A 26369-nucleotide genomic window follows, 5' to 3' on the forward strand; every position below is an offset into this window, starting at 1 on the left:
ATCCACGGAGTGGAAACGAAGCGGACGCGCAGACCCGAGGATGGCGAAACGGTGGACGGTCCTACCTTGCTAACCCAAAAATCGCATCGCACTCAAGATGGCGCTCCAGCTCGGTGGCGATCTCGTCCAGCGCTTTTTCCACGTCCGCGCGATAGTCGATGCCGCCGCCTTTCACGCCGAGGCTTTCCAGGAATCTCGCCCGGAAAGCGTCGGCGGAAAACAGGCCGTGCAGATAGGTGCCAAAAACCTTGCCGTCGGCGGAAATGGCACCGTCGTGGATGCCGTTGATCACAGCCGACGGCCGCGCCATGTCCGGCCCGGTGGTGCGGCCGAGATGAATTTCGTAGCCCTCGAGCGCGAGGCCGAACGGCACTGAGCGGGCGCTGACATTGCGCACCGTCTTTTCCGGTTCCATCACCGTCTCGATGTCGAGCAGGCCGAGTCCCTCGGCCTCGGTGACGCTGCCCTCGATGCCATCGGGATCGCGCACCAGGCGGCCGAGCATCTGGAAACCGCCGCAAATGCCGACGATATGGCCGCCGCGTTTGCGGTGGGCGAGGAGATCGCGATCCCAGCCATTCTCGCGGAACTTCATGAGATCGCCGATCGTCGATTTGGAACCGGGAATGACCACCAGGCCGGCATCCTCCGGCAAGCGCTGCCCCGGCGGCACGAACACCACTTCGACCTGCGGCTCGGCCTTGAGCGGGTCGAGGTCGTCGAAATTGGCGATGCGGCCAAGCATCGGCACGGCGACCTTCAACGCCCGCTTCTCGCCCGATGCCAGGCGTTCGAGCACGACCGAATCCTCCGAAGGCAATCGCGTCGCCGCCTTCAGCCACGGCACGACGCCAAAGCAGCGCCAGCCGGTGAAGCTTTCGATCGACCGGATGCCGTCGTCGAACAGCGAGACATCGCCGCGGAACTTATTGATGAGGTAGCCGACGATCATGCGCCTGTCTTCCTCCGGCAGGATCAGATGCGTGCCGGCGACCGAAGCGATGACGCCACCGCGGTCGATGTCGCCGACCAGGATGACCGGCACGTCGGCGCGCGTGGCAAAGCCCATATTGGCGATGTCGCGGCTGCGCAGGTTGATTTCGGCCGGCGATCCGGCGCCCTCGACGACGACCAGATCGGCGGCCTCACCGACCTTCGTCCAGGACTCCAGCACGGCGTCCATCAGCCCCGCTTTCATTGTCTGGTAGTCGCGCGCTCGCGCCTCGCCGAACACCTTGCCTTGCACGATCACCTGCGAACCGATGTCGCTCTGGGGTTTGAGCAGCACCGGATTCATATGCACGGTCGGCTGAACACCACACGCCAGCGCTTGCAGCCATTGCCCACGGCCAATCTCGCCGCCGCCGGGGCGGTTGTCGCCCGGAATGTCGGCGACGGCGGCATTGTTCGACATGTTCTGCGGCTTGAACGGCCTGACTTTCAGCCCGCGATTCCTGGCCGCGCGGCAGAGCCCCGCCACCAGCACCGTCTTGCCGACATCCGAACCCGTGCCTTGCAGCATGATCGCCTTTGCCATGCTCAGCCCCTGCCCTTCGCGCCGGAAACGGTCGACTTCTGCGACAGCGGCCCGCCGCGCCAGATGTAGAGCGCCAGCAACGGTTCGCTGCCGGTGCGCATGGCATGGCTGACATTGGAGGCGTGATGGATAATTTCGCCCGCCTGGCGGATGTGAAAGCCGCCCTCGCCCATGCGCCATTCGGTGCCGCCGGTCAACGGAATGTAGATCTCCTCGGCAATGTGATGATGGTCGGGATAGGTGATGCCGGGTCCCAGGATCAGCAATCCGGCCGCGACCTCTTCATTGGCGAAATGGCCGCGCGTGCCAAACACCTCCAGCCAGCCGTATTTTTGCAAGAACGCTTCACCAAAATCGCTCGCGTTGTAGGTCTGCCCCCAGCACAGATCGTCACGACGCTCCGCCAGCAGTTGCACCAGAGGCTGCGGGTCCGGCGGCGCCAGTTCGACAATGCGGTCGAACAGACCAAGGCAAGGCAGCGGATGCGCTTCGAGCACGCGCGCCGTCATATTCCAGCCGATCCGGGTCACGGCGTCCCGCACCAGCGCGTTGTCCACGCCCCGGAGATAGGCATGGAAGCGGTCGAGCAATTCGTCGAAATACGTCGGCACGCAATGCTCCGTTGATCCATTCATGCACAGCGGCTGCGCGGCGAGCCGGGTTGCGCGGCGGCATCATTGGTCTAGATTGAGCGGCGCGCAAAGCCAAAAACAACAGGCCAGCAAGCCAACCCCAGCTGGGGAAACACAGGGAGCACGCCATGGACGCCGCCGTCGATGCGAGCACCAGCCAGTTCGAACTCAATGAGGAGCAGCGCGCCATCCAGGAGATGGCACAGGCCTTCGCCGCCGATCGCGTTGCGCCCAATGCGCTCGAATGGGACCGGGCAAGACACTTTCCCGCCGATGTAATCCGCGAGACCGGCCCGCTTGGCCTTGGCGGCATCTATGTCAGGGACGATGTCGGCGGCTCGGCGCTCGGCCGGCTCGACGCCGTGCTGATCTTCGAGGCACTGTCGCACGCCGATCCGGCGTTTTCCTCCTTCATCTCGATCCACAATATGGCGGCGTCGATGATCGACCGCTTCGGCGACGACGAGCAGCGCCAACGCTTCCTGCCGAAGCTGACCTCGATGGAATGGCTGGCGAGCTACTGCCTGACCGAGCCGGGCTCAGGCTCGGATGCCGCGGCGCTGAAGACGCGCGCGGTGAAGAGCGGCGACGACTATGTGCTTAACGGCGCCAAGCAGTTCATCTCCGGGGCCGGCGACAGCGACCTCTATGTCGTCATGGCGCGCACCGGCGCCGACGGGCCGAAGGGCGTTTCCACCTTCGTCGTGCCGAAGGATGCGCCCGGCCTGTCCTTCGGCGCCAACGAGCACAAGATGGGCTGGCACATGCAGTCGACCCGCCAGGTGATCTTCGAGGACTGCAAGGTGCCGGCTGCAAACCTGCTGTCGGGGGAAGGCGCAGGTTTCGGCATCGCCATGGCCGGCCTTGACGGCGGCCGCCTCAACATTGCGGCATGCTCGCTCGGCGGCGCGCAATCGGCGCTCGACAAGGCGCTGTCCTATACCGCCGAGCGCAAGGCTTTCGGCTCGAAGATCAACCAGTTCCAGGCGCTGCAGTTCAGGTTGGCCGACATGGAGACCGAATTGCAGGCAGCGCGGATCTTTCTCTACGCCGCCGCCTCGAAACTCGACCGCAAGGCGCCGGATGCCGGCAAATGGTCGGCCATGGCCAAGCGCTTCGTCACCGACATCGGCTTCAACGTCGCGAACGAGGCGCTGCAGCTGCATGGCGGCTACGGCTATCTCCATGATTACGGCATCGAAAAACTGGTGCGCGACCTGCGCGTCCACCAGATCCTCGAAGGCACCAACGAGATTATGCGCGTGATTATCGCGCGGGCGTTGATCGGACGGCAGTAGGCAGTAGGCAGTAGGCAGTAGGCAAAGGATGACCGGCAAGATCAACTCGTACAAGGATCTTATCGTATGGCAGCAGGCGATGGATCTGGCTGTCAGCACCTACTCATTGACCAAGACATGGCCCAAAGAGGAATTATATGGGCTGACCAGCCAAATCCGCCGTTCAGCAACCTCTATCCCTGCAAACATCGCGGAAGGCTATGGCCGAGACAACCGAGGCTCCTATCAGCAATTTCTCAGGATAGCCCAAGGCTCGCTGAAGGAGTTCGAGACACACCTCCAAATCGCTCAACGCATTGGCGTTGCCACGCATGGGCAAGCTGAGCACCTGCTTCTGGCGGCCGAGGCCATCGGAAAGATGCTTCGCCAACTTATTATCAAACTCGCACCCAAATAGGTCGCCCTACTGCCTACCGCCTACTGCCTACTGCCTACTGCCTACTGCCTACTGCCTACTGCCTACTGCCTACTGCCTACTCATCATGGAGCACCGCTATGACCACTGTCGCCTTCATCGGCTTGGGCAATATGGGCAACCCGATGGCTGCCAATCTCGTCAAGGCGGGGCACGTGGTGCACGGCTTTGACCTGATGCCGGAGAACCTGACCGTCGCGCGCGAGCATGGTGTCACCGTCATGGCTAATGCTGTTGCCGCGGTGAAGGACGTCGATGTCGTGATCACCATGCTTCCCGCCGGCAAGCACGTGCTCTCGGTCTACGAGGACATCGCACCCAAGGCCAAACCAGGCGCCCTGTTCATTGATTCCTCGACCATCGATGTCGAGTCGGCCCGCAAGGCGCATGCCGTAGCAAGGGAACACGCGCTGCATTCGATCGACGCCCCCGTCTCCGGCGGCACCGGCGGTGCTGCTGCGGGAACACTGACCTTCATGGCCGGCGGCGCCAAGGATGCCTTCGCCAAGGCCGAACCGGTCCTGAAGCCGATGGCAGGCCGCATCGTCCATTGCGGTGACGACGGCGCCGGTCAGGCAGCCAAAATCTGCAACAACATGATGCTCGGCATTTCGATGATCGGGGTTGCCGAGGCTTTCGTGCTGGCCGAAAAGCTCGGCCTCTCGCATCAGGCGCTGTTCGACGTTGCCTCGACCTCGTCGGGCCAGTGCTGGTCGCTGACCACCTATTGCCCGGTGCCGGGTCCCGTGCCGGCCTCACCCGCCAACCGCGACTACAAACCGGGCTTTGCCGCGGCACTCATGCTGAAGGACCTGAAACTGGCGCAGGAAGCCGCCCAAAGCGCCGGCGCGGTGACGCCGATGGGGGCCGAAGCGGCCCAGCTTTATGCGCTGTTCAACGCCCAGGGAAATGGCGGCGACGATTTTTCCGGCATCATAAATTTCCTTCGCGGCAGTTCTCTATAAGTTTCGAATTTGGCAGCGCTTTTCTCGATTTTTATTGCGCGGAAAAATTGCAAATTTAGATTTGCTTAAGCTCTCGATAACCCGGCGGTAACGATGTGCCTATATAACGGATGGCGAGGCGGACATATCGCATCCGCCCGGCGCTCCGGATCAGGTCTCGCGTACCGGAGCCCGTAATTTTCGCAAGTGTATTGTTGGCGAAATGCCATGCGTATCTGGCAAAGCCGCGTTCCGATGGAGCGCGGTTTTTGCGTTTTGCAGTCCTATACTGTTCTGTCTGAATTATATTTCGATTGCAGCGTTCGGAATTGCCTGATGGTCTTCATTGACCAGCACGATCGGTGCGCTGACCCCTTCGACCCTGACGATAAGCAGGCGCACAGTCCGGGCGCCCTGATTGCAAGGCGTCGGCTGTCGTTCCATCTACTTCTTGCGCAAATCCGCTTGCGCCAGATCCAGCGCTTTGGCGATGCGATCGCAAGCCATGTCGATCGTCGCGCGGGTCCAGATCAGCGGCGGCGACAGGATCATCGTGTCGCCGGTGGCGCGCAGCATCAGGCCTTGCGCGATGGCGTGGTCGCGGACGGTGACGGCGGCACTGCCCGCCGGCAGGAAGCGCTCCTTGGTCGCCTTGTCCTTGACGATCTCGACCGCGCCCATCAGCCCGATCGATCGCACCTCGCCGACCAGTTCGTGGCCGGCAATGCGCTCCTGCAGCGCCTGGGCGAAGTAAGGTCCAGTGTCGTTCCTGACCCTGTCGACCAGGCCTTCTCGCTCCATGATCTCGAGATTCTTCAGCGCCACCGCGCAGGCCACCGGGTGACCCGAATAGGTATAGCCGTGGTAGAATTCGCCGCCCTTTTCGACCAGCGTCGCCGCGATACGGTCGCCGACCAGCAGCGCCGACAGCGGCTGATAGCCCGAGGTCAGTGCCTTGGCCGTGGTGATGGTGTCGGGCTCGATGCCGAAGGTCTGCGCCGCAAACCATTCGCCGGTGCGGCCATAGCCGGTGATGACCTCGTCCAGCATCAAAAGCACATCGTATTTGCGGCAGATGCGCTGCACTTCCGGCCAATAGCTCATCGGCGGTATTTTCACCCCGCCCGCTCCCATCACCGGCTCGCCGATGAAGGCAGCCACCTTGTCGGCGCCGGCCTCCAGAATGGCATCCTCGACCGCCTTGGCCGCGCGCAGGCCGAAATCATGGTCGCTTTCGCCAGGCAGCGCCAACTCATAGGCATAGGGCATCATCACATGGACGATGTTGGGAACCGCCCCGCCGAGCTGCTTGTGCATCAAATCCATGCCGCCGAGCGACGTGCCGGCGACGGTCGAGCCGTGATAGGCCGACTTGCGCGAGATGATGCGGTTCTTCTCCGGTTTGCCTTCCAGCACCCAATAGTGGCGCACGAGCCGCAGCGCCGTGTCGTTGGCCTCCGAGCCGGAGGAGCCGTAAAACACCTGGGCGATGCCCTTGGGCGCCAGCTCGGCCAGCTTCTTCGACAGCAGCACGGGCGTCGGCGTCGAGCATTTGAAGAAGGAATTATAGTAGGGCAATTCCTTCATCTGCGCGTAAGCGGCGTCGGCCAGCTCGTCGCGGCCATAGCCGACATTGACGCACCACAGCCCGGCCATGCCGTCGAGTATTTCGGTGCCGTCGGCATCGTAGATGAACGGGCCGTTGGCGTGGGTGATGATGCGCGAGCCGGTCTCGCGCAATTCCTTGTGGTCGGTGAAGGGATGCAGATGATGCGCGGCGTCAATCTGCTGAAGCTGCTTCAGCGAATAATTCTGGTAAGTCATGGGTTTGCTCTTTCCTCTGGAATCAAACCGGCAAGCTGCCGGGGCGACTTCGTCAGAGGACGGCGGGCGGCGAATAGCCGATGCGGGCGCACAGCCTGAGCAGTTCGGCGCGCAGCGTGCGCGGCGACGGTGTCACCGCGACCCCGAAGGCGCCGGATGTGCTCATGTAGACCATGGCGGCAGTCTATGCCGCCCGAGGCCCGGAATTCAAGCGGTGCCGCTCAATACCCTTTGCAGGAACACGTATTTCATGGCGGTTTGCGCCGCTTGCGGCCGGCGGTCGCCGCGACCGCCATGGCCGCCTTCCGTCTCCTCGAAGAACAACGTCTTGCCGTGACCTGCTTCCTGCAGCTTCGCCGCCATCTTGCGGGCGTGGCCGGGATGGACGCGGTCGTCGGCGGTCGATGTCGTGAGCAGCACCGGGGGATAGACGGCATCGGCCGAGACATGATGGTACGGCGAATAGGCGGCGAGCCACTTGGCTTCTTCCGGTTTTGCCGGATCGCCATATTCGCCGATCCACGAGGCGCCTGGCGGCAGTTCGGTGTAGCGCAGCATGTCGAGCAGCGGCACCTCGATGATGACGGCGCCGAACAGTTCGGGATGCTGCGTCAGGGAAACGCCGGTAAGCAGGCCGCCATTCGAGCCGCCCTGGATGCCGAGGGAAGCAGCCGTGGCTATGCCGCGCCTGACGACGTCCTGCGCCACCGCGGCGAAATCGTCGAAGGCAGTCTGGCGATTGCCCTTCAGCGCCGCCTGATGCCAGGCCGGCCCAAACTCGCCGCCGCCGCGAATGCAGGCCTGCACATAGGCATTGCCCTTCTCCAGCCACAGCCTGCCGCGCACGCCGGCATAGCCGGGCAGCAGCGGTATTTCGAAGCCGCCATAACCATAGAGAAGCGTCGGTACCGGACCCTTCTGGTCGCGCCGCCTGACGACGAAATACGGGATCATGGTGCCGTCCTTCGAGCGCGCCTCGAACTGTTCCGAGACCAGCGGCGCGGCGTCGAACCGCGCCGGCTGCGATTTCACGGTGGCCAGCGTCACCCCGTCATCGTCCGACCAGATGATCGAACTCGGCGTCAGGAAATCGGTGAAGGAGAAGGAGACGCTGGAACCGAAATGCTCGGCATGCGCGATGCCGACATTGCCGTTCTCGGGCAGCGCCACCGGCTTCAGCGACCAGCGGTCGCCGCTGCGCTCGGCGACAACGACCTTGCCGCGCACATTGTCCATCAGATTGATGAACAGCCGGTCCTGAGTGCGGGCAATGCCGGCGACCGAAACACGGTGCGCTGGCGCGAGCATGGTTTCAACAGGGCCCAGGTCGCCGGTGTCCATCCAGTGTTCGAAATCGAAGGAAGAGAGGCCGTCCGGCAAGCACTCAGTGCCGCCCGGCGCCGTCCATGGGCTGCGCACCCCGAACACGAACCGGCCCTTGAACAGCGCGGTGTCGGTGACATCGTCCGGCAGCGGGATGCGCCGGTTTTCGCCCGACGGCAGGCGCAGAAAACTGTGCGAGGAGAAGAAGGCGATCGTGCGGGCCAGAAACAAATACTGCCTGTCGCCATCATGCTCGACCCCCGCGCCGGCCGCGAGATCCTGCTTCTCGGCCTCGAAGATCGGCGTCGCCTCCTCCAACCGGGTGCCGCGCTTCCACAGCTTGACGACGCGCGGATAACCGGACTGGGTCTTGTCGTCTTCATCGAAGGCAGCCGAGACAATGACCGTGTCCCTGTCCAGCCAGGAAAAGCCGGATTTCGAGGCGGGAGCGCGGAAGCCGCCCTCGATGAATGATTTGGTCTCGATGTCGAATTCGCGCATCTCGCTCGCATCGCCGCCATCCGGCGACATCGCCACCAGGCAAAGGTTGAAATCGGGGTAAAGGCGGCTGGCGCCGCTGAACACCCACTTCACCCCCTCCTTGGCCGACAGCACGTCGAAGTCGATGATCGTCTCCCACACAGGCTTCTCGGTCTTGTAGGAAGCAACCGTCGTGCGGCGCCAGAGGCCGAGCACATTGGTCTTGTCCTGCCAGAAATTATAGACTTGGCCGTTGAGCGCGGCTCCGACCGCAATGTTGTCCTCGGCCGTCATCAGGTCGAGCGCCGTCTCGAAGGCCGCCTGGTAGGACGGATCGCCCTGTAGTTCGGCCACGGTGATCTGGTTCTGGCGATGCACCCAGTCGAGCGATTCCTTGCTGGTCCGGTCCTCCAGCCAGAGGAACTTGTCCTCCGCGGTGGCATCCGTCTGGCGTTTTGTCGTCGATTGGGTCACGCATGGTCTCCAGGCTAGTGGCGGGCAGCCCTGCCTACATCGCGTTGCAAGCGGTTTTATTCAAGATGGTACGTCAGGTCATCGGGGGAATGCGGCCTCAAACCATCCGCCGGCGCAGGACCGTGGCCACAGCCAGTGCCAGACAAATCGCGCCCAGCGTGATCGGCAGACCGGAGGCGCCGATCACATCCATGACGCCACCCGCCAGCGGCGGCACCACGATGCCGCCGATGCCCCACATCAGGGAGAAGGCGGCATTGCCGGCGACCAGCGCCGAGCCGGTAAAGCGCTCGCCGAGCTCGATGATCGACATGGTGTAGATGCCATAGGAGACCGCGCCCCAGATAAAGACGCAAGGCCAGATCAGCGGCGTCTCGATGAGCAGCGGCAACAGGGCGCAGCCCAGCACCGTCACCACGACGCAGATTTGCAGGAAGATGTTTCCCAGCGACAGTGCCATCACCAGGGCCGCCAGCGTCCTTTCGGGCAGGCCATAGGCAGCACCGAAGACCGGCATCAATGCGTAGGTGCCCTGCTGGACCGCCGCCGAAACCAGCACGGCAAACAACAGCGCCGGCGCCAGCCTGGCGAAACCGAAAAAGCCGCCGGGCAATTGGCCGTCATCCTCGAAGCCGGCGAGGCTTGAGGAAACAGCACGAAGGATCGCGGCGCACAGGATGAAGCCGGCCATGCCGACCAGGAAAGGAACCCAGCCCGATATCCCTACCGCGGTCAGGACCAAAGGCCCCGCAGCATAGCCAGCGCCCAGCACGGTGTTGAATGCCCCCATCACCCTGCCGCGGCGCGACGGCGGCGCCAGCGACAGCGCCCATACTTCGCCCAGTATATAGAGCGGGTTGATGACGATACCGATGATGAAGCGGATGACTAACCAGCCCACCCAGTCCTGCAGGTAGCCGATGCCGAGGAAGCACAGCGCCCCAATCAATGAGCAACCCACAGCCAGGTTGCGCGCGCCGACCAGCCGAACGGCTGCCGGCACGAACGAGGCCGAAAGGATCAGACCAAGCGGCATCATCGCTGCCGACAAGCCGATCAGCGCCGGCGACATGCCTTGCTTCTGCATCAGCAGCGTAAACAGCGGCGAGCTCAGCCCTTGCGCCGCACCGAACATCGCGAGGGCGGCAGTTACGCCGGCAAGCGCCGCCGCCCATTGCGTCCCCGCTTCGCCATCGCTCGAACCGGTCGCAGCCATGATGCCTTCCACATGAAATTGCCGGCCCATCCAGCGGCAAACCACTGAGCTAGCGGTTCGATTTAGGGAAAGGAAGGGCCGCGCCTGAAATCCCCTTGCGCCAAGAGCCGCAGTGGGCGCGTCCTGTCCGCCAATCCCCGGCAAGGTTGTCAGCTATCGGACTGCCGTTCGGGCATGTCGCTTCCCTCGTCCTAGTGGTCGCCGCCTCCGCAATGGTCGGACAGCCGCCGGTCCATTATGCCGCCCGCTACCAGCATCGTACGAGGACCATCATGACCGCCGCCCTGCACCCAGCCGAACCGCCTTTGGCAACCGACCGCGCCCGTCGCGGTGGCCGTGCGGGCAAGCGCGCCGGCGGCTCGGCCACCTTCGAACAGCCGGCTTTTCGGCAACTGAGAAATCCGCTAACGCCGACCAAGCTGGTCTCTGACGACGAGCTGGAATCGATCCACCTCGCCTCGCTGCGCGTCTTGAGGGAAATAGGCGTCGACGTGCTGCATGACGAAGCGCGCCGCATCATGAAGGAAAATGGCGCTGATGTCCGCGAGGGCAGCGAGCGCGTGCGCTTCGACAGCGACATGATCCTCGATCTCATCTCCAACTGCCCGTCGGAATTCACGCTCCATGCCCGCAACCCGGCGCACAATGTGCGCTTCGGCGGCAACAATGTGATCCTGTCGATGATGGCGTCGGCACCGAACTGCTCCGACCTCGATCGCGGCCGCCGTCCGGGCAACCAGCAGGACTACCGCAACTTCCTGCGCCTGGCACAGATGCACAACATCCTGAACTGCACCGGCGGCTATCCGGTCGAGCCGACCGACATCCACCCGTCGGTGCGCCACCTCGAATGCATCCGCGACCTCGCCACGCTGACCGACAAGGTGTTCCACATCTATTCGCTCGGCAAGGAGCGCAATGTCGACGGCATCGAGATCGCCAGGATCGCCCGCGGCATCAGCCATGAGCAGATGCTCGAAGAGCCGTCCGTCTTCACCATCATCAACACCAACTCGCCGCTGAAACTGGATGTGCCGATGATGGAAGGCATCATCCAGATGTCGAGCAAGGGTCAGGTCGTCGTCATCACGCCCTTCACCCTGTCCGGCGCGATGGCGCCGGTGACCATCGCCGGTGCGCTGGTGCAGCAAAATGCCGAGGCGCTGTCCGGCATCGCCTTTGCCCAGATGGTGAGAAAGGGCGCGCCGGTTGGCTATGGCGGCTTCACCTCGAATGTCGACATGAAGTCGGGCTCGCCGGCCTTCGGCACGCCTGAATATATGAAGGCGCAGCTTGTCGGCGGCCAGCTTGCCCGCCGTTACAAGATCCCCTACCGCACCTCCAATACCTGCGCCGCCAACACGGTCGACGCGCAGGCAGCCTATGAAAGTGTGTTCTCGCTGTGGGGCGCCATCCAGGGCGGCGGCAATCTGATGATGCACGGCGCCGGCTGGCTCGAAGGCGGCCTGCGCTGTTCCTACGAGAAGACCATGCTGGACATCGACCTGTTGCAGATGGTGGCCGAGTTCCTCACCCCGCTCGACCTGTCCGACGAAGCGCTCGGCTTCGACGCCATCCAGTCGGTCGGCCCCGGCGGCCATTTCTTCGGCACCCAGCACACGCAGGACCGCTACAAGACAGCCTTCTACTCGCCGATCCTCTCCGACTGGCGCAATTTCGAGACCTGGGCCGAAGCCGGATCGCCGACCGCGCTGGAAAAGGCCAACAAGGTCTGGAAGGAGCGGCTGGCATCCTACGAGGAACCCTATATGGACCCGGCGATCCGTGAAGAGCTCAACGACTTCGTCGAAAAGCGCACGGCCGAAGGCGGCGCGCCGACCGATTTTTGATCGGCAAGCAACTGGCGGCATCCCGCCAACCGACACACCTGATTCAATTTACGCAAAAACGGACCTATCTCTCATGAAATCTCATGTAAAAGCGGTTGTCATTGGCGGCGGCGTCGTTGGCTGCTCGGTGATCTATCACCTGGCCAAGGCCGGCTGGACCGACATCATGCTGATCGAGCGGTCCGAGCTCACCTCCGGCTCGTCCTGGCACGCAGCCGGCGGCTTCCACACGCTGAACGGCGATCCCAACGTCGCCAAACTGCAGGCCTATACGGTGCAGCTCTACAAGGAGATCGAGGAAATCTCCGGCCAGTCCTGCTCGCTGCATCTGACCGGCGGCGTGATGATGGCCGATACGCCCGAGCGCATGGATTTTCTGCGCCTGGCCCACGCCAAGGGCCGCTATCTCGGCATGGACACCGAGCTGATCACGCCCTCCGAAGCCAAGGCGATGTTCCCGCTGATGGACGAGACCAATTTCGTCGGCGCCATGTGGGATCCGGTCGAAGGCCATCTCGATCCCTCCGGCACGACGATCGCCTACTCCAAGGCGGCCAAGAAGCTGGGCGCCGAGATCGTGCTGCGCAACCGCGTCGTCGAACTGACGCAGGAAGTTGACGGCACCTGGAACGTCGTCACCGAACAGGGCACCGTCCACGCCGAGCATGTCGTCAACTGCGGCGGCCTGTGGGCGCGCGAGATCGGCCGCATGGTCGGCGTCGAACTGCCGGTGCTGGCCATGGAGCACATGTACCTGCTCACCGAGCCGATGCCCGAGGTCGAGGAATTCAACAAATCGACCGGCCGCGAGATGATCGGCGTGCTCGACTTCAAGGGCGAGATCTACACCCGCCAAGAGCGCAACGGCATCCTGCTCGGCACCTATGAAAAAGCCTGCAAACCCTGGTCGCCGGTCAATACGCCGTGGGATTTCGGCCATGAACTGCTGCCGCCCGACCTCGACCGCATCGCGCCGTCGCTGGAGATCGGCTTCAAGCATTTCCCCGGCATCGAGAAAGCCGGCATCAAGCAGATCATCAACGGCCCCTTCACCTTCGCGCTCGACGGAAATCCGCTGGTCGGGCCGGTGCAGGGCCTGACCAATTTCTGGTGCGCCTGCGCCGTCATGGCCGGCTTCAGCCAGGGCGGCGGCGTCGGCCTCGCGCTGTCCAACTGGATGGTGCATGGCGATCCCGGCTTCGACGTCTGGGGCATGGATGTCGCCCGCTTCGGCGAGTGGGCCGGCCTGCGCTACACCAACGCAAAGGTGCGCGAAAACTATTCGCGCCGCTTCTCCATCCGCTTCCCCAATGAAGAGCTGCCGGCTGCGCGCCCTGCACAAACCACCCCGCTCTACGACACCATGCTCGCCAACAACGCCGTCATGGGCGATAGCTGGGGCCTGGAGACCCCGCTGTGGTTCGCGCCGAAGGGCAAGGAGCCGAAGGACGTCGTCTCCTTCCACCGCTCCAACGATTTCGGTCCTATCGGCGAGGAAGTGCGCGCCACACGCGAACGCGTCGGCGTCACCGAAATCGCCAATTTCGCCAAATACGAAGTGTCGGGACCTGCGGCTGAGGATTTCCTCAACCGGCTGATGACCAACCGCATGCCGAAGATCGGCCGCATCGTGCTGACGCCGATGATCAACGAGTTCGGCAAGCTGATCGGCGACTTCACCATCGCCAAGGCAGGCGAAGACAGATTTATGATCTGGGGTTCGTCCGCCGCGCAGAAGTACCACATGCGCTGGTTCGAAAAGCACCTGCCGAAGGATGGTTCGGTGCGCATCCACCGCTTCGATCAGACGCTCGTCGGCCTGTCGATCGCCGGGCCGAAATCGCGCGACCTCTTGCAGAAGCTGGTCGATGTCGACATCTCGACCAAGGCGTTTCGCTTCATGGATTTCCGCGAAATGGCGGTCGGGGGCGCGCCCTGCATGGTCAACCGCATCACCTATACCGGTGATCTCGGCTATGAAATCTGGATGGCGCCGGCCTATGAGCGCCTGGTCTACAAGGCGATCAAGGACGCCGGCGAGGAGTTCGGCCTCGTCGATTTCGGCATGCGCGCTTTGCTCTCCATGCGCCTGGAGAAGAACTTCCCGACCTGGTACCGCGAGTTGCGGCCGATCTACGGCCCGTTCGAAGGCGGGATGGACCGCTTCATCAAGCTGGAGAAGAACGACTTCATCGGCCGCGAGGCCGCCGCCAAGGAACAGGCGGAAGGACCGAAACTGCGCCGTGTCTCCTTCATCATCGATGCGGCCGACGCCGATGTCATGGGCGACGAGCCGATCTGGGCCAAGGTCGGCAAGGACTATGGCACGGTGGAAAAGCCGCATGGCTATGGCGCGCCGCGCTTCGACATGGCGGGCAAGGAAGTGCGTGGCTCGAAGGCTGCCGAAGGCGCTTCCGCCGTGCGCGGCATCGTCGACCGCGACTGGCGCGTGGTCGGCTGGGTCACCTCGGGCGGTTATGCGCACTATGTGCAGAAGTCGATGGCGCAGGGCTATGTGCCGGCGGCACTCGCCGAGGACGAAAGTGCCGGACTGTTCGAGATCGAGATCCTCGGCCACCGGCGTCCGGCGCGTATCAATGTCGAGGCGCCCTTCGACCCCAGCGGCGAGAAGATGCGGACCTGAAAAGGCGACAGGGAGCGTGAGATCGTGTAAGGGGCCTTCGGCAATTGGCCGCAGGCATTTTCCCTCAATGAGAAGACGATCCCCGTGCAGTATCTAGAGAAATGGACGGACTGGCTCTGCGAAGGCAAGGTCGGTCCCTTCAACGCCGCACTGGTCTGCGTCGCGGTCTATTGCGTCGTTCAGATCGTGGTGATGGCGCTGCTGTCCCATGTCGTAGGAACCGGTGTCGGCGTCGACGATTCCGAGCAGCTGATGTACATGCACTACCTCTGGGCTGGCTATGGCGGCTCGCAGCCGCCGCTCTACACCTGGCTCGCCCGCCTCGTCGCCGCCGTGGTCGGAACGAACATCCTCGCGCTCAAGATCGTGAAGTACCTGCTGATCGGAGCGGCGCTGGCGTCGGTTTTCATCGCTGTCCGCCGCCTGGGCTATTCCAGCCGCGCTGGCGCCGCCGCATTGTTCGGCCTGCTGTTGTTTCCGCAGATGGTGTGGGAGATGCAGCACGCCCTCACCCACTCGATCGCCGCTTTCTGTTTTTCAGTGGTGCTGTTTCTTGCGCTCGTCGAACTGGTGCAGCGGCGTTCCCTGGCCACCTATGTGCTGTTTGGCGTGGCGATGGCCGCCGCCATCCTGTCGAAATACAACAACGCGATCTTTCTCGGCGCGCTGATCCTGTCCACCCTGTCGCTGCGCGAAACGCGCGGCGTCATCCTCAACCGCCGGTTTTCGATCAGCCTTGTCGTGGCGGTGCTGCTTTGCCTGCCGACGCTATACTGGAACCTGACCTACACCGACCAGTTGCTGTCGCACAGCGGCGGCTTCGGCATGGGCAGAGGAGAAAGCGCCATACAAACCGCATTCTACGGAATGCGCGGACTGGGCAAGGCTATCCTGTATTTCGCCGTGTTGCCGGCCGGCATATTCGTCGCGGCTTTGCTCATCGCATGGAAAAAGCCAGCGCCCGCGCTGCAACCGGCGCCATGGACCGAGAAACTGGTGTGGCGCACCATCGCTTTTGCCCTGGCGATGACCATCGTGCTCGTCCTGGCGAGCGGGACGACGCAATTTCGCGATCGCTGGATGCTTCCCATCCTTGTGTTGCTGCCGGTCGCGCTGGCCTTGCGGATGGATGCCAGAGGCGACAAGGGAAGGAAGGTGCAGGACGTCGTCGTCTTTGTAGGCGCAACGCTTGCCATCCTCGTGCTGCCGGTGACCTGGTACACGCACCTCAATGGCGGCGACAGCCGCGGCAGCATCGTGCGTGTCGACTACCAGTCGCTCTATGGCCAGCTGACGGCAAACGGTCCGGTTCGCACGGCGATATCGAGCTGGCACTGGGTGGGAAATCTGCGTCTTGTCGATCCCGATCTGGTCGTGCTCGACGACGAGATGCCGGACTTCGGCCATTTGCTGATCGAGCCGGCGGTGCTCGTGATGGCCAATGACAAGGAACCTCCCGAGGGCATCCTGCGGGCCTTGAGCGAGGCCGGCTATGTCGCTGACGGCTCGCCGCAGCAGTTGGTCGTTCCGATGCTGTTCGACAGCGAGCCGCCCACCCGCACGCTGACGGTCACGCGGCTGAAGAAAGCGGCCGCGGGCGCAGCGCCACAGTAAGTCGGCAGGGAGGCGTCGGGTGGAGAAACAAGGGTTCGGTCGTCATCGCAAGATCATGCCGTTCGAGCCCGGCTCCGTCGAAGCCTTGCGCGAAACATCGCGCCAGAAGGCGGCGTCGCTGAACCAGCATGTGCTGGGCTATGGCGCGCTGGCTGAAACCGAATGGCAAGCGGCAGGCATCGCCGCGCCCGATCTCGCCGCTATGGCCCAATACCGGCTCGAGCGCATCCGAGCCGAACTGAAGCGCCGAAACTACGCCGGCGCGCTGCTCTACGACCCCGTCAACATCCGCTACGCCACCGATTCGACCAACATGCAGCTGTGGGTCGCGCACAATCCGACCCGCCACTGCTTCGTCGCCACTGAGGGACCCGTGGTGCTGTTCGACTATTTCTCCTGCGAGCATCTGTCCGACCATTCCGGCGTCGTCGACGAGGTGCGGCCGGCAGTGTCGTGGATGTACCTCTATGGCGGCGAGCTGACCGAGCACAAAGTCCGCCGCTGGGCGGCCGGCATCGCCGATCTGGTCAAGGAGCATGGCGGCGGCAACAGCCGCATTGCGGTCGACCACATCAACCCGGAAGGCGTCGAGGAACTCGCCCGCCTCGGCATTTCGATCGGCAATGGCGAAGCGGTGATGGAAAATGCGCGGCTGATCAAATCGCCGGACGAGATCCTCGCCATGCGCCGCGCCATCGTCGCTTGCGAAGCGGCGATGGGTGAAATGGAGAAGGCGCTGACGCCGGGCATTTCCGAAAACGAATTATGGGCCGAACTCCACCGCGGCAACATTGCGCGCGGCGGCGAATGGATCGAAACCCGGCTGCTTGCCTCGGGACCGCGCACCAATCCGTGGTTCCAGGAATGCTCATCGCGGGTGATCGAAGCAGGCGACCTCGTCGCCTTCGACACCGACCTGATCGGCCCCTACGGCTTCTGCGCCGATCTCTCCCGCACCTGGCTTTGCGGCGATGCGAGACCATCGAACGAGCAACGGGACCTCTTCCACATCGCCGCCGACCAGATCGCCCACAACACGCAATTGATGCAGCCCGGCATATCCTTCCGCGACCTAGTCGAACGCTCGGTGGTGCCGCCGGGAGATTGCTTCCCGGCGCGCTACGGCGTGCTCTATCACGGCGTCGGCCTCGCCGACGAGTATCCAACCCTGCCGCATGCAAGCGACTGGACGCCGGACACGCCCGACGGCGTGCTGGAGCCGGGAATGGTCCTGTGCGTGGAAAGCTATATCGGCCGTCTCGGCGGCCATGATGGCGTCAAGATCGAGGAACAGATCCTGATCACCGAGACCGGTAACGAGCAGCTTTCAACCTACCCGTTGGATGCGAGGCTGCTCGGCTGATCCGGCAAGCGCCTCGCGCAGAGCCTTGAGCGTCTTTTCCGGCGTCGTCCTGGCGGTGATGTAGGGCAGGCCTTTGCGCCTTGCCGTCCAGCCGACGACCTTCACGGCGTTTGCCGCAGGTTCGAAACGCTGCGCCAGCGCCCAGCTCTCACAGTCGATGGCAGCTATATCCGCCTTGCCCTCGGCGACCGCGACGATCGAGCCGCGATGGCCACCGCTTTCGCTGCGCGAGGAAAAGATATCCAGGCTTTCGCCGGCGGCCTGCAGATCGCGCGCCAGTGCAATGATGCCCGACATCGAATCGAGGCTGTTGTAGGTAAAACGCTTGCCGCGCATCAGATCGAGCGGCAGCGAGGCTTTGCCATCCGCGGGCGAGCGAACCTCCGGTCCCTCGCCCGTCCGCATCACCAGCGCGCTCGAATAGAGTTCGCCTTCGCCGCCCTCGTAAGCGTCGTAGCTCGGCTGGCCGACCACCTGCACATGCTTGCTCAGGCCGAGTTCCATCGGCCCCCAGCAGGTCTGCGCGAACAGCAGCGCCGGATGCAGCCAAAGCTGGTGATGGTCGAGTTCGTCCGGCGGCAGTATCGCCGGATCGGGCGCGATCAGTCTGCCCTCGGCGTCGTGGATACCGCCCGGCACCGGCGGCAGGTCGCCATTGCGGCGCACGATTGTCTGCGGCCCATCGACGCCCTTGTGCCGAAAAGCATCGCGCAACGCTGCCCATTGCGCGTCGACCTCGCCGCGCACTTCGGGCCAGTCATACATCGGCAATGCCGCAACCAAATCACTCATGCCGACACTCAATCATCATGGCTCGGGAAAGGATCGCAAAAACGCGGCGTCCAATCAGAATTGGCCGACACGGGTTCGGGAAGTCCGGGGATTATTCCTTCGGCGGCTCGGCCGGAACCGGCGCGCTGCCAAGCCCGCTGATGCTGCGCGCCCTGATGCGCGGCTTGAACGCCCTGCCCGGCTCGGGCTGGCGGCGCAGCACCGGGTGCACGATCGGCTCCTTGGCCTTGAAGGCGTAGGCTTTGATCAGTGCGAAATAGTTCGGATAGGCGTAGCCATTGTTCATCCGCAGCCACTCGTCGCGGCGGTCGGCAAACAGTTTTGGCAGCCTGTACCAGGCAACGGTCGGGGTCTTGTGGTGAACGAAGTGCAGATTGTTGTTGAGGAACAGGAACGACAGCGGCGAGCGCTCGATGATCACCGTGCGTCCTTCAGGGTGCTCGGACCACTGATGTTCGGCGAAAGTCCGGACCGCGATCAGCGACTGGCCGAGCCAGACCGGCACCAGAATGTAGAGCCATACCGGAATGCCGAAGCCGAACTGCACGATCGGCACCACGATGGCGAGGCCGATCGCATGCAGCAGCCATGCCTTGCCGATCACCTTGTCGCCGGCAATCACATGCCTGGCGTCGTCGACGAAGAAACCGATGCAGGACAGCCAGGGGCCGAGAAAGAAACGGCCGGCCATGGTGTTGTTGATCTTGAGCAGGAATTTCATCGTCGGCGGCAGATCGTCATGCATCCACAACGCCTGGTAATAGCTCTCGGGATCGTCGAGCGGATCGGTCAGGCGCTCGTCGGCGTGGTGGCGCAAATGGAGCGTCTTGAAGCGACGGAACGGCCAGACCAGGCCGATCGGCAGGAAGACGAAGGCTTCGTTGATGAGCGCGCTGCGCGTCGGATGGCCATGCAGCACTTCGTGCATGATCGACGACTGCAAGGCCAGGATGAAGCCGAGGAGAAGAAGTGCCGGGGTCGGATAAGAGGGCCAGAGCAGGAGCCCGGCAGCGAGCCACATTCCGTAACAGAAGAAAGCGAGGACCACGGTCGGCCACTCGATGGCCGCTGCGTCGCGTCGCTTGATGCGCTTGCCTGTCATGCTGTCGACCACTGTCCCTCAGTCGCCGGAATTGTTCCTGACAGCATAGTGTCAGGAGAAGCGATTCCGCTCAACGAGACAAAGTGTACAAAATGTTGCGATTGCGCATTTTTAGCCGCAGATGTTATACATTGTAAACAACCCTACGGATTCATTTACGCTGGAAGTGCTGATTCGACGGCTCGGGCGCAAATTTTTCCTAAGAGAGTGCGGAGAACGAACAGTGGACAAACGGGACCTTTCGGCAATCTTCCGGGAGCGCCTGAAGCTGCTCCTGACACGGTCCGATCTCAACCAGTCAGCTTTCGCGTCAGCAGTCGGCATCGACCGGTCGGCGCTGTCGCAACTGATGTCCGGCGCCTCGACGCGCCTGCCACGCGCCGAAACGCTGCTCAACATCGCCGCCGAATTCAAGATCTCGCTGGACTGGCTGCTCGGCCTCTCCCAGGACGAAGGCGTCACCGGCGAAATCCGCGAAAGCCTGGAGATCGAAGAGGCGCCCGACGGCTTCGACCGCACGCTGCTCGCCAAATGGTTCGCCGAGGCCGCAGGCACCAAGATCCGCTATGTGCCGGCCGGCATTCCCGATCTCCTGCGCACACGCCAGCTGGTCGACTACGAAGCCAACATCACCAACCGCAGCCGTCTGGCGCAGGCCAGCGAGACGCAGTACCGCATCGAGTACAACCGGCGCCCTGAGACCGACATGGAGGTCTGCATGCCGCGCCATACGCTTGAGATCTTTGCCCGCGGCCTGGGCGTCTGGGACCGCTTTCCCGAGGCTGACCGCCGGCAGCAGCTTGCCCATATGGCGACGCTGCTTGACGATCTCTACCCCACCTTCCGCCTGTTCCTCTATGACGGCCGCATGCGCTATTCCATCCCGCTGACCATCTTCGGCCCTTATCGCGCCGCCATCTATGTCGGCGACATGTATGTCGTGCTGAACGCCACCCAGCCGGTCCAAGCGCTGACCCAGCATTTCGACAATCTGATCCGGGCCGCCGACATCAACCCGCATGAGGCCGCCGCCTACGCGCGCAATCTGGCCGGCGCGTCATTTCCATCGGGTTCTGCCTGATCCCCAACGCCCCGGAAAGGTGCGCCGCGCGGCAATTGCAGGTCGCAAACACATTGACTGGACATAAAGACTTCTTTATATCCTTATTCCATTCAAATATTTGAAAGTCGATCCGATGCCCGCCAACAATCCCATCGATGCTCTGCTGGCCGAAAAGGGCGTGCTGCTCGCCGATGGCGCCACCGGCACCAATCTGTTCGCCATGGGTCTGGAGGCCGGCGAAGCGCCGGAGTTGCTGAACGAGGCAGCGCCCGACACCATCACCAGCCTGCACCAGAATTTCGTCGACGCCGGCGCCGATATCATCCTCACCAACTCGTTCGGCGGCACCCGCCACCGGCTGAAGCTGCATCATGCGCAGGACCGCGTGCATGCGCTGAACAAGCGCGCCGCCGAGATTGCCCGCGCGGTCGCCGACAAGGCCGACAGGAAAGTCATCGTCGCCGGCTCGGTCGGTCCGACCGGCGAGTTGCTGGTGCCGCTCGGCGCCATGACCTATGACGAAGCAGTCGAGGCTTTTGCCGAGCAGATCGAGGGTCTCAAGGAAGGCGGCGCCGAAGTCGCCTGGATCGAGACCATGTCTGCGCCGGACGAAATCCGCGCCGCGGCGGAGGCCGCCATCCGCGTCGGCCTGCCCTACACCTATACCGGTTCGTTCGACACTGCCGGCCGCACCATGATGGGCCTGCTGCCCAGGGATATCCACGGCGTCGTCGACGGACTTTCAGAGACACCGCTCGGTGTCGGCGCCAATTGCGGTGTCGGCGCCTCCGACATCCTGGCCTCGCTGCTCGACATGACCGAGGCGAAGCCGGAAGCGACGGTGATCGTCAAGGGCAATTGCGGCATTCCCGAATTTCGTGGCACCGAGATCCATTATTCCGGCACGCCGGAGCTGATGGCCGACTATGTCCGGCTGGCGGTGGATGGCGGCGCGAAGATCATCGGTGGCTGCTGCGGCACGTCGTTCCAGCACCTTGCCGCCATGCGCAAGGCGCTCGACGCGCACACCAAATCCGAACGCCCGACCGTCGCGGCGATCGTCGAGCGCATCGGTCCGATGCGCAACAAGGTGGCGACGGAAAACACCGCCGAGACCAGCGAAGCCCGCCGCGAACGCCGCCGCACCCGGGCCTGATATCGAACTTATTCGCTGTTTTCAGCGTAACGCGATAGCGCCGTCTTGAAATCCAGGGCGGTGCTGTCGGCGCTTTCATTCATCGTCACCAGGTCACCCGACGACTGCGGATTGCCGATCTGCTCCAGCATGACACGAAAGCGGTCATTGGTCAGCGCCGACTTTGCGGTATTCCGGGCTGCGTCGACGTCATCCATGATGCGCCTGGATTCTGGCGACAGCGTTCCCGACGCCTGCGTGTGTCTCACCGCCGGCGTCGTGTTTCCAATGTTCATGATCTGCAATTCCCGGCTCCCCAAGCCCAGTCCCGACCCCATGCAATAATAGCAGGGCATTGCGATGACGTTCCGGAAAAGCCGCGCAATTTAACGATCAGGCGGATCATCTGTGCGCTTCGGATCAATCGATCCGAAAAAAGGCCGGCAGGGTTTCCCCCGCCGGCCTGCCTCACCCGCCCGTAGCCGGTTCCCCGTATCAGAACGACCCCCGTCTGAAAGGAACCGGCTGTATTGCCACTACCGGTTACCGCCGAGCGCCGAGGCAAGGCGCACAAGCGAAAGGAACTCGGACCTGTACCCAAACGGGTCGGCTCCTCGGGCGGCGGTGGCAATCTCCATGATCTTGTCGTAGCCGAACTTCGCGGTCGCATCCTCGTCGCGCAGCTTCTGGCCGAAGGCGGCGACAGCGATGGAGAAACGCTGGTCGGTGCTGGCCTGGTCGAAGGACGCGACCTCGTTGGCCGACGTCACCGGCGTGGTGATCAGCTTCGAGACGTCGTCGTTCGGCAGCTTGTAGCGGATTTTCACGAAGGCATATTCGTCGGCATTGGCGACACCGCCATTGTTGACCGTCGCCTGGCCGTAGCGCAGCGGATCCATCTGCTCGCCGCCACTGCCCTTCGGCGTGATCTCGTAGATGGCGGTCACCGAATGACCGGAGCCGATATCGCCGGCATCGACGCGATCATTGTTGAAGTCCTCGCGGTTCAAGGCGCGGGTTTCATAGCCGATCAGCCGGTACTCCGAGACCTTGTCCGGATTGAACTCGACCTGGACCTTGACGTCCTTGGCGATGGTGAACAGCGTCGAGGAAGCATCCTCGACCAGAACCTTCTCGGCCTCGGCCAGCGTGTCGATATAGGCGGCGGTGCCGTTGCCGTTCTGGGCGATGGTCTGCATCATCTGGTCGTTCAGATTGCCGCGTCCAAAGCCGAACACCGACAGGAAGACGCCGGTCTTGCGCTCCTGCTCGATCAGTCGCTTCAGATCGTCGTCATCGGTCTGGCCGACATTGAAGTCGCCGTCCGTGGCCAGCATCACACGGTTGATGCCGTCCTTGACGAAGGACTGCTGGGCAAGCTTGTAGGCTTCCTTGATACCCGCCTCGCCGGCCGTCGAGCCGCCCGGCTGCAGATTGTCGATAGCGTTGAGGATCTTGTCCTTCTCGGTGACCTTGGTCGGCATCAGCACGGTGCCGGCGTCACCGGCATAGGTGACGATCGAGATGGTGTCGTCCGCCTTGAGCTTGCTGACCAGCAGCCGGAAAGCCGACTTGAGCAGCGGCAGCTTGTCCGGCTCATCCATCGAACCCGAGACGTCGATCAGGAACACCAGATTGGCCTTCGGCTGCTCGACCGGCTTGATGTCGAAGCCCTTGATGGCGACGTGCATCAGCTTGGTGTGCCCGTTCCACGGCGTCGGCATGACGCTTACGGTCGAGTTGAACGGCGTCGAAGCCGAGTCCGGACCCTTCCAGTCATAGGGGAAGTAATTGACCATCTCCTCGACGCGCACCGTGTCGGCCTGCGGCAGGTAGCCCTGCTTCAGCGAGCCGCGGACGAAGGAATAGGAAGCGGTGTCGACGTCGATCGAGAAGGTCGAGACCGGATCCTGAAGGGCTGCATGCACCGGATTGGTCTTGAAATCCTCGACGCGGTCGCGGTTTGGCTCCTGCGGCGCTATCTGGTCGGCCGGCATCGTCGAAGGCTGCGCCAGGTACTTGGACTCGGTCGCGCCGGCCATGCGGTCGACCCGCGCGCCGCCGGCCGGAGCAGCGGTGCCGTCAAGCGACAACTCGCGGCTCTCAACTGGCGCAGGCTCGGCCAACACGCCGCGTCCCAGCGCATCCTGCTGCGCCGGGGCGACAGCAACGGTCGATTCGGGCTTCGGCGACGCGGGTGGCGTAAGCGGCGTAGTGGTGTCGCGGCTTCGCACATCGGCGTCGGCCTTCTTGTCGCCTTCAGGCGCCTGCTTTTCTTTTACCGGCGCGTTGATCGCCGGCCCATTGGTTGCCGGCTTGTCGGCCAGCGTCTCAGTGATCTTCTCGTCGCTACCGAACGGCAACGGCTGTTCCCTCAGCATGTGGAAGGTGGCGTATCCGGCGATCGGCAGGGCGACGAGCCCGGCAATGGCTGGCGTGGCGATGAGTTTCTTTTGCATGATCTCGCTCCAGAGCTTTTGTGCTCGCTCTGTGAGACGAAGCCCGCCGACCGATCCTTGGGTGACGGCAGAAATATTTTCCTGATCATAGGCGCGCATGGCGGCTTCGAAGGCGCGTGTCTTCGCGCTCTCGCCCGGCGCAGGTACTGCTGCATCGCGCAGCCTGTTGAGTTCGTTGTCGTCGACCATGGTCACACTTCCCCGGCTGAACGAATCAACGTCTTCAGCCGTTTCTTCGCTTCATGGATGTGCCAGGAAACCGTCGTCTCCGAGATTGCCATCGCCTCGGCGGCGGCCGCATGGCTCAAACCTTCGCCATAGACCAGAAGTACTGCATCGCGCTGCTTGTCCGGCAATTGCCGCACCGCTGCCCAGAGCGCCTCAGTCGGATCTTCGGGCTCGGCGGATGCCTCTCCCGATATCATGCTGTAGGCGCCGAAAGCCTCGGTCTTGACGTTTTCGCGCGTCGTCTTGCGCATCATGTCGCGCGCCGCGTTCAGCGTCACGGAATAGAGCCATGTCGTAAACGCGCCGCCGCCGCGGTAGTCGCGGATCGCCTTGCCGAGACGGACACAGACCTCCTGGGCGATGTCTTCGGCATCGGCCTTCTTTCCGCACCAGCGATAGGCGGCGCGATAGACGAAGTCGTAGTGCCGCTCCAGCAATTTGCCGAAGGCACCCCTGTCTCCGCCCTTCGCCCGCCCGATCAATTCGGCGTCGGAGGCTTCGCTTTCATCCAGCATCATCGCCATCATTTGCCTGTTGGACGAAGGCTAATGGCCAATCCTTGGGGTTATGGAAAGATTTTTTTCCGAGGCGACGGATGCACGCGCAACAGGTGCGCTGAGATTCAGGTGAGGCCGAGCCGAAAACGATGGATTTCGAGAACCGGAGCGGAGCGTACTTTTGGTACGCGAGCACCGGAAGCACAGAAAGCCGTCGTTTGCAGGCCGGCCTCACCTGAATATCAGCACACCTGGCCCGAGGCCCAGCCGGACGACCAAGCCCACTGAAAATTATAGCCGCCCAGCCAGCCCGTGACATCGACGACTTCGCCGATGAAAAACAGCCCCGGCACGGATTTCGCCTGCATCGTCTTCTGATCGAGCCCGTTGGTATCGACACCGCCAAGCGTCACTTCCGCCGTGCGGTAACCCTCGGAGCCGGCCGGCTTGATGCGCCAGTCGTTGACGGCGGCTTCGACGGTTTTCATTTGCAGGTCTGTCAAATCAGCGAGATTGCCATCGATCCCACTGCGCTCGGCGACTGCTTGCGCAAGGCGCTTCGGCAAATGGTTTGCAAGCACCGTCTGCACCGCTTGCCTGCCGTTGACGCGCCGGGCGGCGCGAAGCAGTTCCGCCACATCCCTCCCCGGCAGCATGGCGATGCGGATCTCGTCGCCCTCGCGCCAATAGGACGATATTTGCAGGATGGAAGGCCCGCTCAAGCCGCGATGCGTAAACAGCATCGCTTCTGAAAACCGCGTCTTGCCGCAGGCGATTTCGGCATCGACGGCATTGCCGGCCAAAGGCGCCAGCCGCTCCAGCGTTCTTGCGTCGAAGGTAAGCGGCACCAGCGCAGGCCGTGTTTCCACCACCGCAAGGCCGAATTGCGCCGCAAGCTCGTAGCCGAAACCGGACGCGCCCATTTTGGGGATCGACTTGCCCCCGCAAGCCACGACTAACGAGCTGCAAGCGACGCTGCCAGCTGAGAGCGTCAGCACAAACCCGTCCGCGGTCTTGCTGACGTTCCTCACCTCGGTCGACAACGCCAGTTCCACACCCCAATCCTGCATGTCGGAAACCAGCATGTCGATGACCTGGCGCGCCGAGCCGTCGCAAAACAGCTGTCCCAGCGTCTTCTCGTGATAGGCAATGCCATGGCGTTCGACGAGCGCGATGAAGTCGCCTTGCGTGTAGCGGCTGAGCGCCGAAATGCAGAAATGCGGATTGCCGGAGATGAAATTCTTCGGGCTGGTGTGGATGTTGGTGAAATTGCAGCGGCCACCGCCGGAGATGCGGATCTTCTCGCCGGGCTTTGCCGCGTGATCGAGCACCAGGACCGAGCGGCCGCGCTTGCCCGCCTCGATGGCGCACATCATTCCGGCCGCACCGGCGCCGATCACCACGACATCATAGGATTGCATCAGGCTGTTCGTTCCCGCTCGACTGGCGCTGTTTTAACAGGCCGCGCCAATCGTGCAG

At 63.1% G+C, this 26369-nt stretch carries 21 protein-coding genes; 9 read left to right on the plus strand and 12 right to left on the minus strand.

Features of this window, described 5'->3' with window-relative positions; genetic code table 11:
- Positions 1–61: 61 nt before the first annotated feature.
- Together NKJ76_RS05870 and NKJ76_RS05875 are read right to left on the minus strand one after the other, a co-directional pair.
- Positions 62–1537, minus strand: coding sequence for a cobyric acid synthase (locus NKJ76_RS05870; protein ID WP_352536975.1), 1476 nt, complete (start codon positions 1535–1537; stop codon positions 62–64).
- A 2-nt stretch (positions 1538–1539) separates the two neighbouring features.
- Positions 1540–2148 (minus strand): dimethylsulfonioproprionate lyase family protein, encoded by a 609-nt coding sequence (locus tag NKJ76_RS05875; protein WP_352536976.1) that lies wholly within the window; start codon positions 2146–2148, stop codon positions 1540–1542.
- 149 nt (positions 2149–2297) lie between these two features.
- Here NKJ76_RS05875 and NKJ76_RS05880 point away from each other — a divergent pair, with 149 nt between their 5' ends.
- The 3 genes from NKJ76_RS05880 to mmsB all read left to right on the plus strand — a co-directional run bounded on the left by NKJ76_RS05880 (position 2298) and on the right by mmsB (position 4847).
- Positions 2298–3467, plus strand: coding sequence for an isobutyryl-CoA dehydrogenase (locus NKJ76_RS05880; protein WP_352536977.1), 1170 nt, complete (start codon positions 2298–2300; stop codon positions 3465–3467).
- Between the two features lie 28 nt (positions 3468–3495).
- On the plus strand, positions 3496–3864 hold the full coding sequence (locus NKJ76_RS05885) for a four helix bundle protein (protein WP_352536978.1): 369 nt from the start codon (positions 3496–3498) through the stop codon (positions 3862–3864).
- A gap of 98 nt (positions 3865–3962) precedes the next feature.
- A complete protein-coding gene (mmsB, locus tag NKJ76_RS05890; RefSeq protein ID WP_352536979.1) occupies positions 3963–4847 on the plus strand; it encodes a 3-hydroxyisobutyrate dehydrogenase in 885 nt (294 codons plus the stop codon).
- A 423-nt stretch (positions 4848–5270) separates the two neighbouring features.
- Here the strand turns inward: mmsB and NKJ76_RS05895 are convergent, their stop codons facing one another.
- From NKJ76_RS05895 to NKJ76_RS05910, 4 genes are all read right to left on the minus strand, one after another.
- Entirely contained in the window at positions 5271–6650 is a 1380-nt protein-coding gene (locus NKJ76_RS05895; protein ID WP_023706071.1) for an aspartate aminotransferase family protein, read from the minus strand.
- A gap of 52 nt (positions 6651–6702) precedes the next feature.
- The gene (locus NKJ76_RS05900; protein WP_023670422.1) at positions 6703–6825 is read right to left on the minus strand and encodes a hypothetical protein; all 123 of its coding nucleotides are present in this window, start codon (positions 6823–6825) and stop codon (positions 6703–6705) included.
- Between the two features lie 32 nt (positions 6826–6857).
- Entirely contained in the window at positions 6858–8927 is a 2070-nt protein-coding gene (locus NKJ76_RS05905) for a prolyl oligopeptidase family serine peptidase (protein ID WP_352536980.1), read from the minus strand.
- A gap of 97 nt (positions 8928–9024) precedes the next feature.
- Complete coding sequence (locus tag NKJ76_RS05910; protein ID WP_352536981.1) at positions 9025–10143, minus strand: MFS transporter; 1119 nt, start codon at positions 10141–10143, stop codon at positions 9025–9027.
- Between the two features lie 272 nt (positions 10144–10415).
- On the opposite strand from NKJ76_RS05910, the gene NKJ76_RS05915 reads away from it, so the two are divergent.
- From NKJ76_RS05915 to NKJ76_RS05930, 4 genes are all read left to right on the plus strand, one after another.
- Entirely contained in the window at positions 10416–11993 is a 1578-nt protein-coding gene (locus NKJ76_RS05915) for a trimethylamine methyltransferase family protein (protein WP_352536982.1), read from the plus strand.
- Between the two features lie 73 nt (positions 11994–12066).
- A complete protein-coding gene (locus tag NKJ76_RS05920) occupies positions 12067–14637 on the plus strand; it encodes a GcvT family protein (protein WP_352536983.1) in 2571 nt (856 codons plus the stop codon).
- A gap of 84 nt (positions 14638–14721) precedes the next feature.
- A complete protein-coding gene (locus NKJ76_RS05925; RefSeq protein WP_352536984.1) occupies positions 14722–16251 on the plus strand; it encodes an ArnT family glycosyltransferase in 1530 nt (509 codons plus the stop codon).
- A gap of 55 nt (positions 16252–16306) precedes the next feature.
- Positions 16307–17614, plus strand: coding sequence for a M24 family metallopeptidase (locus NKJ76_RS05930; protein WP_352536999.1), 1308 nt, complete (start codon positions 16307–16309; stop codon positions 17612–17614).
- On the opposite strand, the gene NKJ76_RS05935 is transcribed toward NKJ76_RS05930, so the two are convergent.
- Together NKJ76_RS05935 and NKJ76_RS05940 are read right to left on the minus strand one after the other, a co-directional pair.
- A complete protein-coding gene (locus NKJ76_RS05935; RefSeq protein WP_023741575.1) occupies positions 17579–18406 on the minus strand; it encodes a phosphate/phosphite/phosphonate ABC transporter substrate-binding protein in 828 nt (275 codons plus the stop codon). The two genes, NKJ76_RS05930 and NKJ76_RS05935, sit on opposite strands and share 36 nt — an antisense overlap.
- A gap of 91 nt (positions 18407–18497) precedes the next feature.
- Positions 18498–19508, minus strand: coding sequence for a fatty acid desaturase (locus NKJ76_RS05940; RefSeq protein ID WP_031197693.1), 1011 nt, complete (start codon positions 19506–19508; stop codon positions 18498–18500).
- Between the two features lie 223 nt (positions 19509–19731).
- On the opposite strand from NKJ76_RS05940, the gene NKJ76_RS05945 reads away from it, so the two are divergent.
- Together NKJ76_RS05945 and bmt are read left to right on the plus strand one after the other, a co-directional pair.
- Complete coding sequence (locus NKJ76_RS05945) at positions 19732–20589, plus strand: helix-turn-helix domain-containing protein (protein WP_023681768.1); 858 nt, start codon at positions 19732–19734, stop codon at positions 20587–20589.
- Between the two features lie 115 nt (positions 20590–20704).
- Positions 20705–21727, plus strand: coding sequence for a betaine--homocysteine S-methyltransferase (bmt, locus tag NKJ76_RS05950; RefSeq protein ID WP_352536985.1), 1023 nt, complete (start codon positions 20705–20707; stop codon positions 21725–21727).
- A gap of 8 nt (positions 21728–21735) precedes the next feature.
- On the opposite strand, the gene NKJ76_RS05955 is transcribed toward bmt, so the two are convergent.
- From NKJ76_RS05955 to NKJ76_RS05970, 4 genes are all read right to left on the minus strand, one after another.
- Positions 21736–22002 (minus strand): hypothetical protein, encoded by a 267-nt coding sequence (locus NKJ76_RS05955; RefSeq protein WP_023753429.1) that lies wholly within the window; start codon positions 22000–22002, stop codon positions 21736–21738.
- 240 nt (positions 22003–22242) lie between these two features.
- Positions 22243–24354, minus strand: a complete 2112-nt coding sequence (locus NKJ76_RS05960; RefSeq protein WP_352536986.1) for a vWA domain-containing protein — start codon at positions 24352–24354, stop codon at positions 22243–22245.
- A 2-nt stretch (positions 24355–24356) separates the two neighbouring features.
- Complete coding sequence (locus tag NKJ76_RS05965; protein WP_023688122.1) at positions 24357–24917, minus strand: RNA polymerase sigma factor; 561 nt, start codon at positions 24915–24917, stop codon at positions 24357–24359.
- Between the two features lie 215 nt (positions 24918–25132).
- Positions 25133–26311, minus strand: a complete 1179-nt coding sequence (locus NKJ76_RS05970) for a BaiN/RdsA family NAD(P)/FAD-dependent oxidoreductase (RefSeq protein ID WP_352520535.1) — start codon at positions 26309–26311, stop codon at positions 25133–25135.
- Between the last annotated feature and the right edge of the window lie 58 nt (positions 26312–26369).

The sequence above is a fragment of the Mesorhizobium sp. M0029 genome, from assembly GCF_040323735.1.
GTDB lineage: Bacteria > Pseudomonadota > Alphaproteobacteria > Rhizobiales > Rhizobiaceae > Mesorhizobium.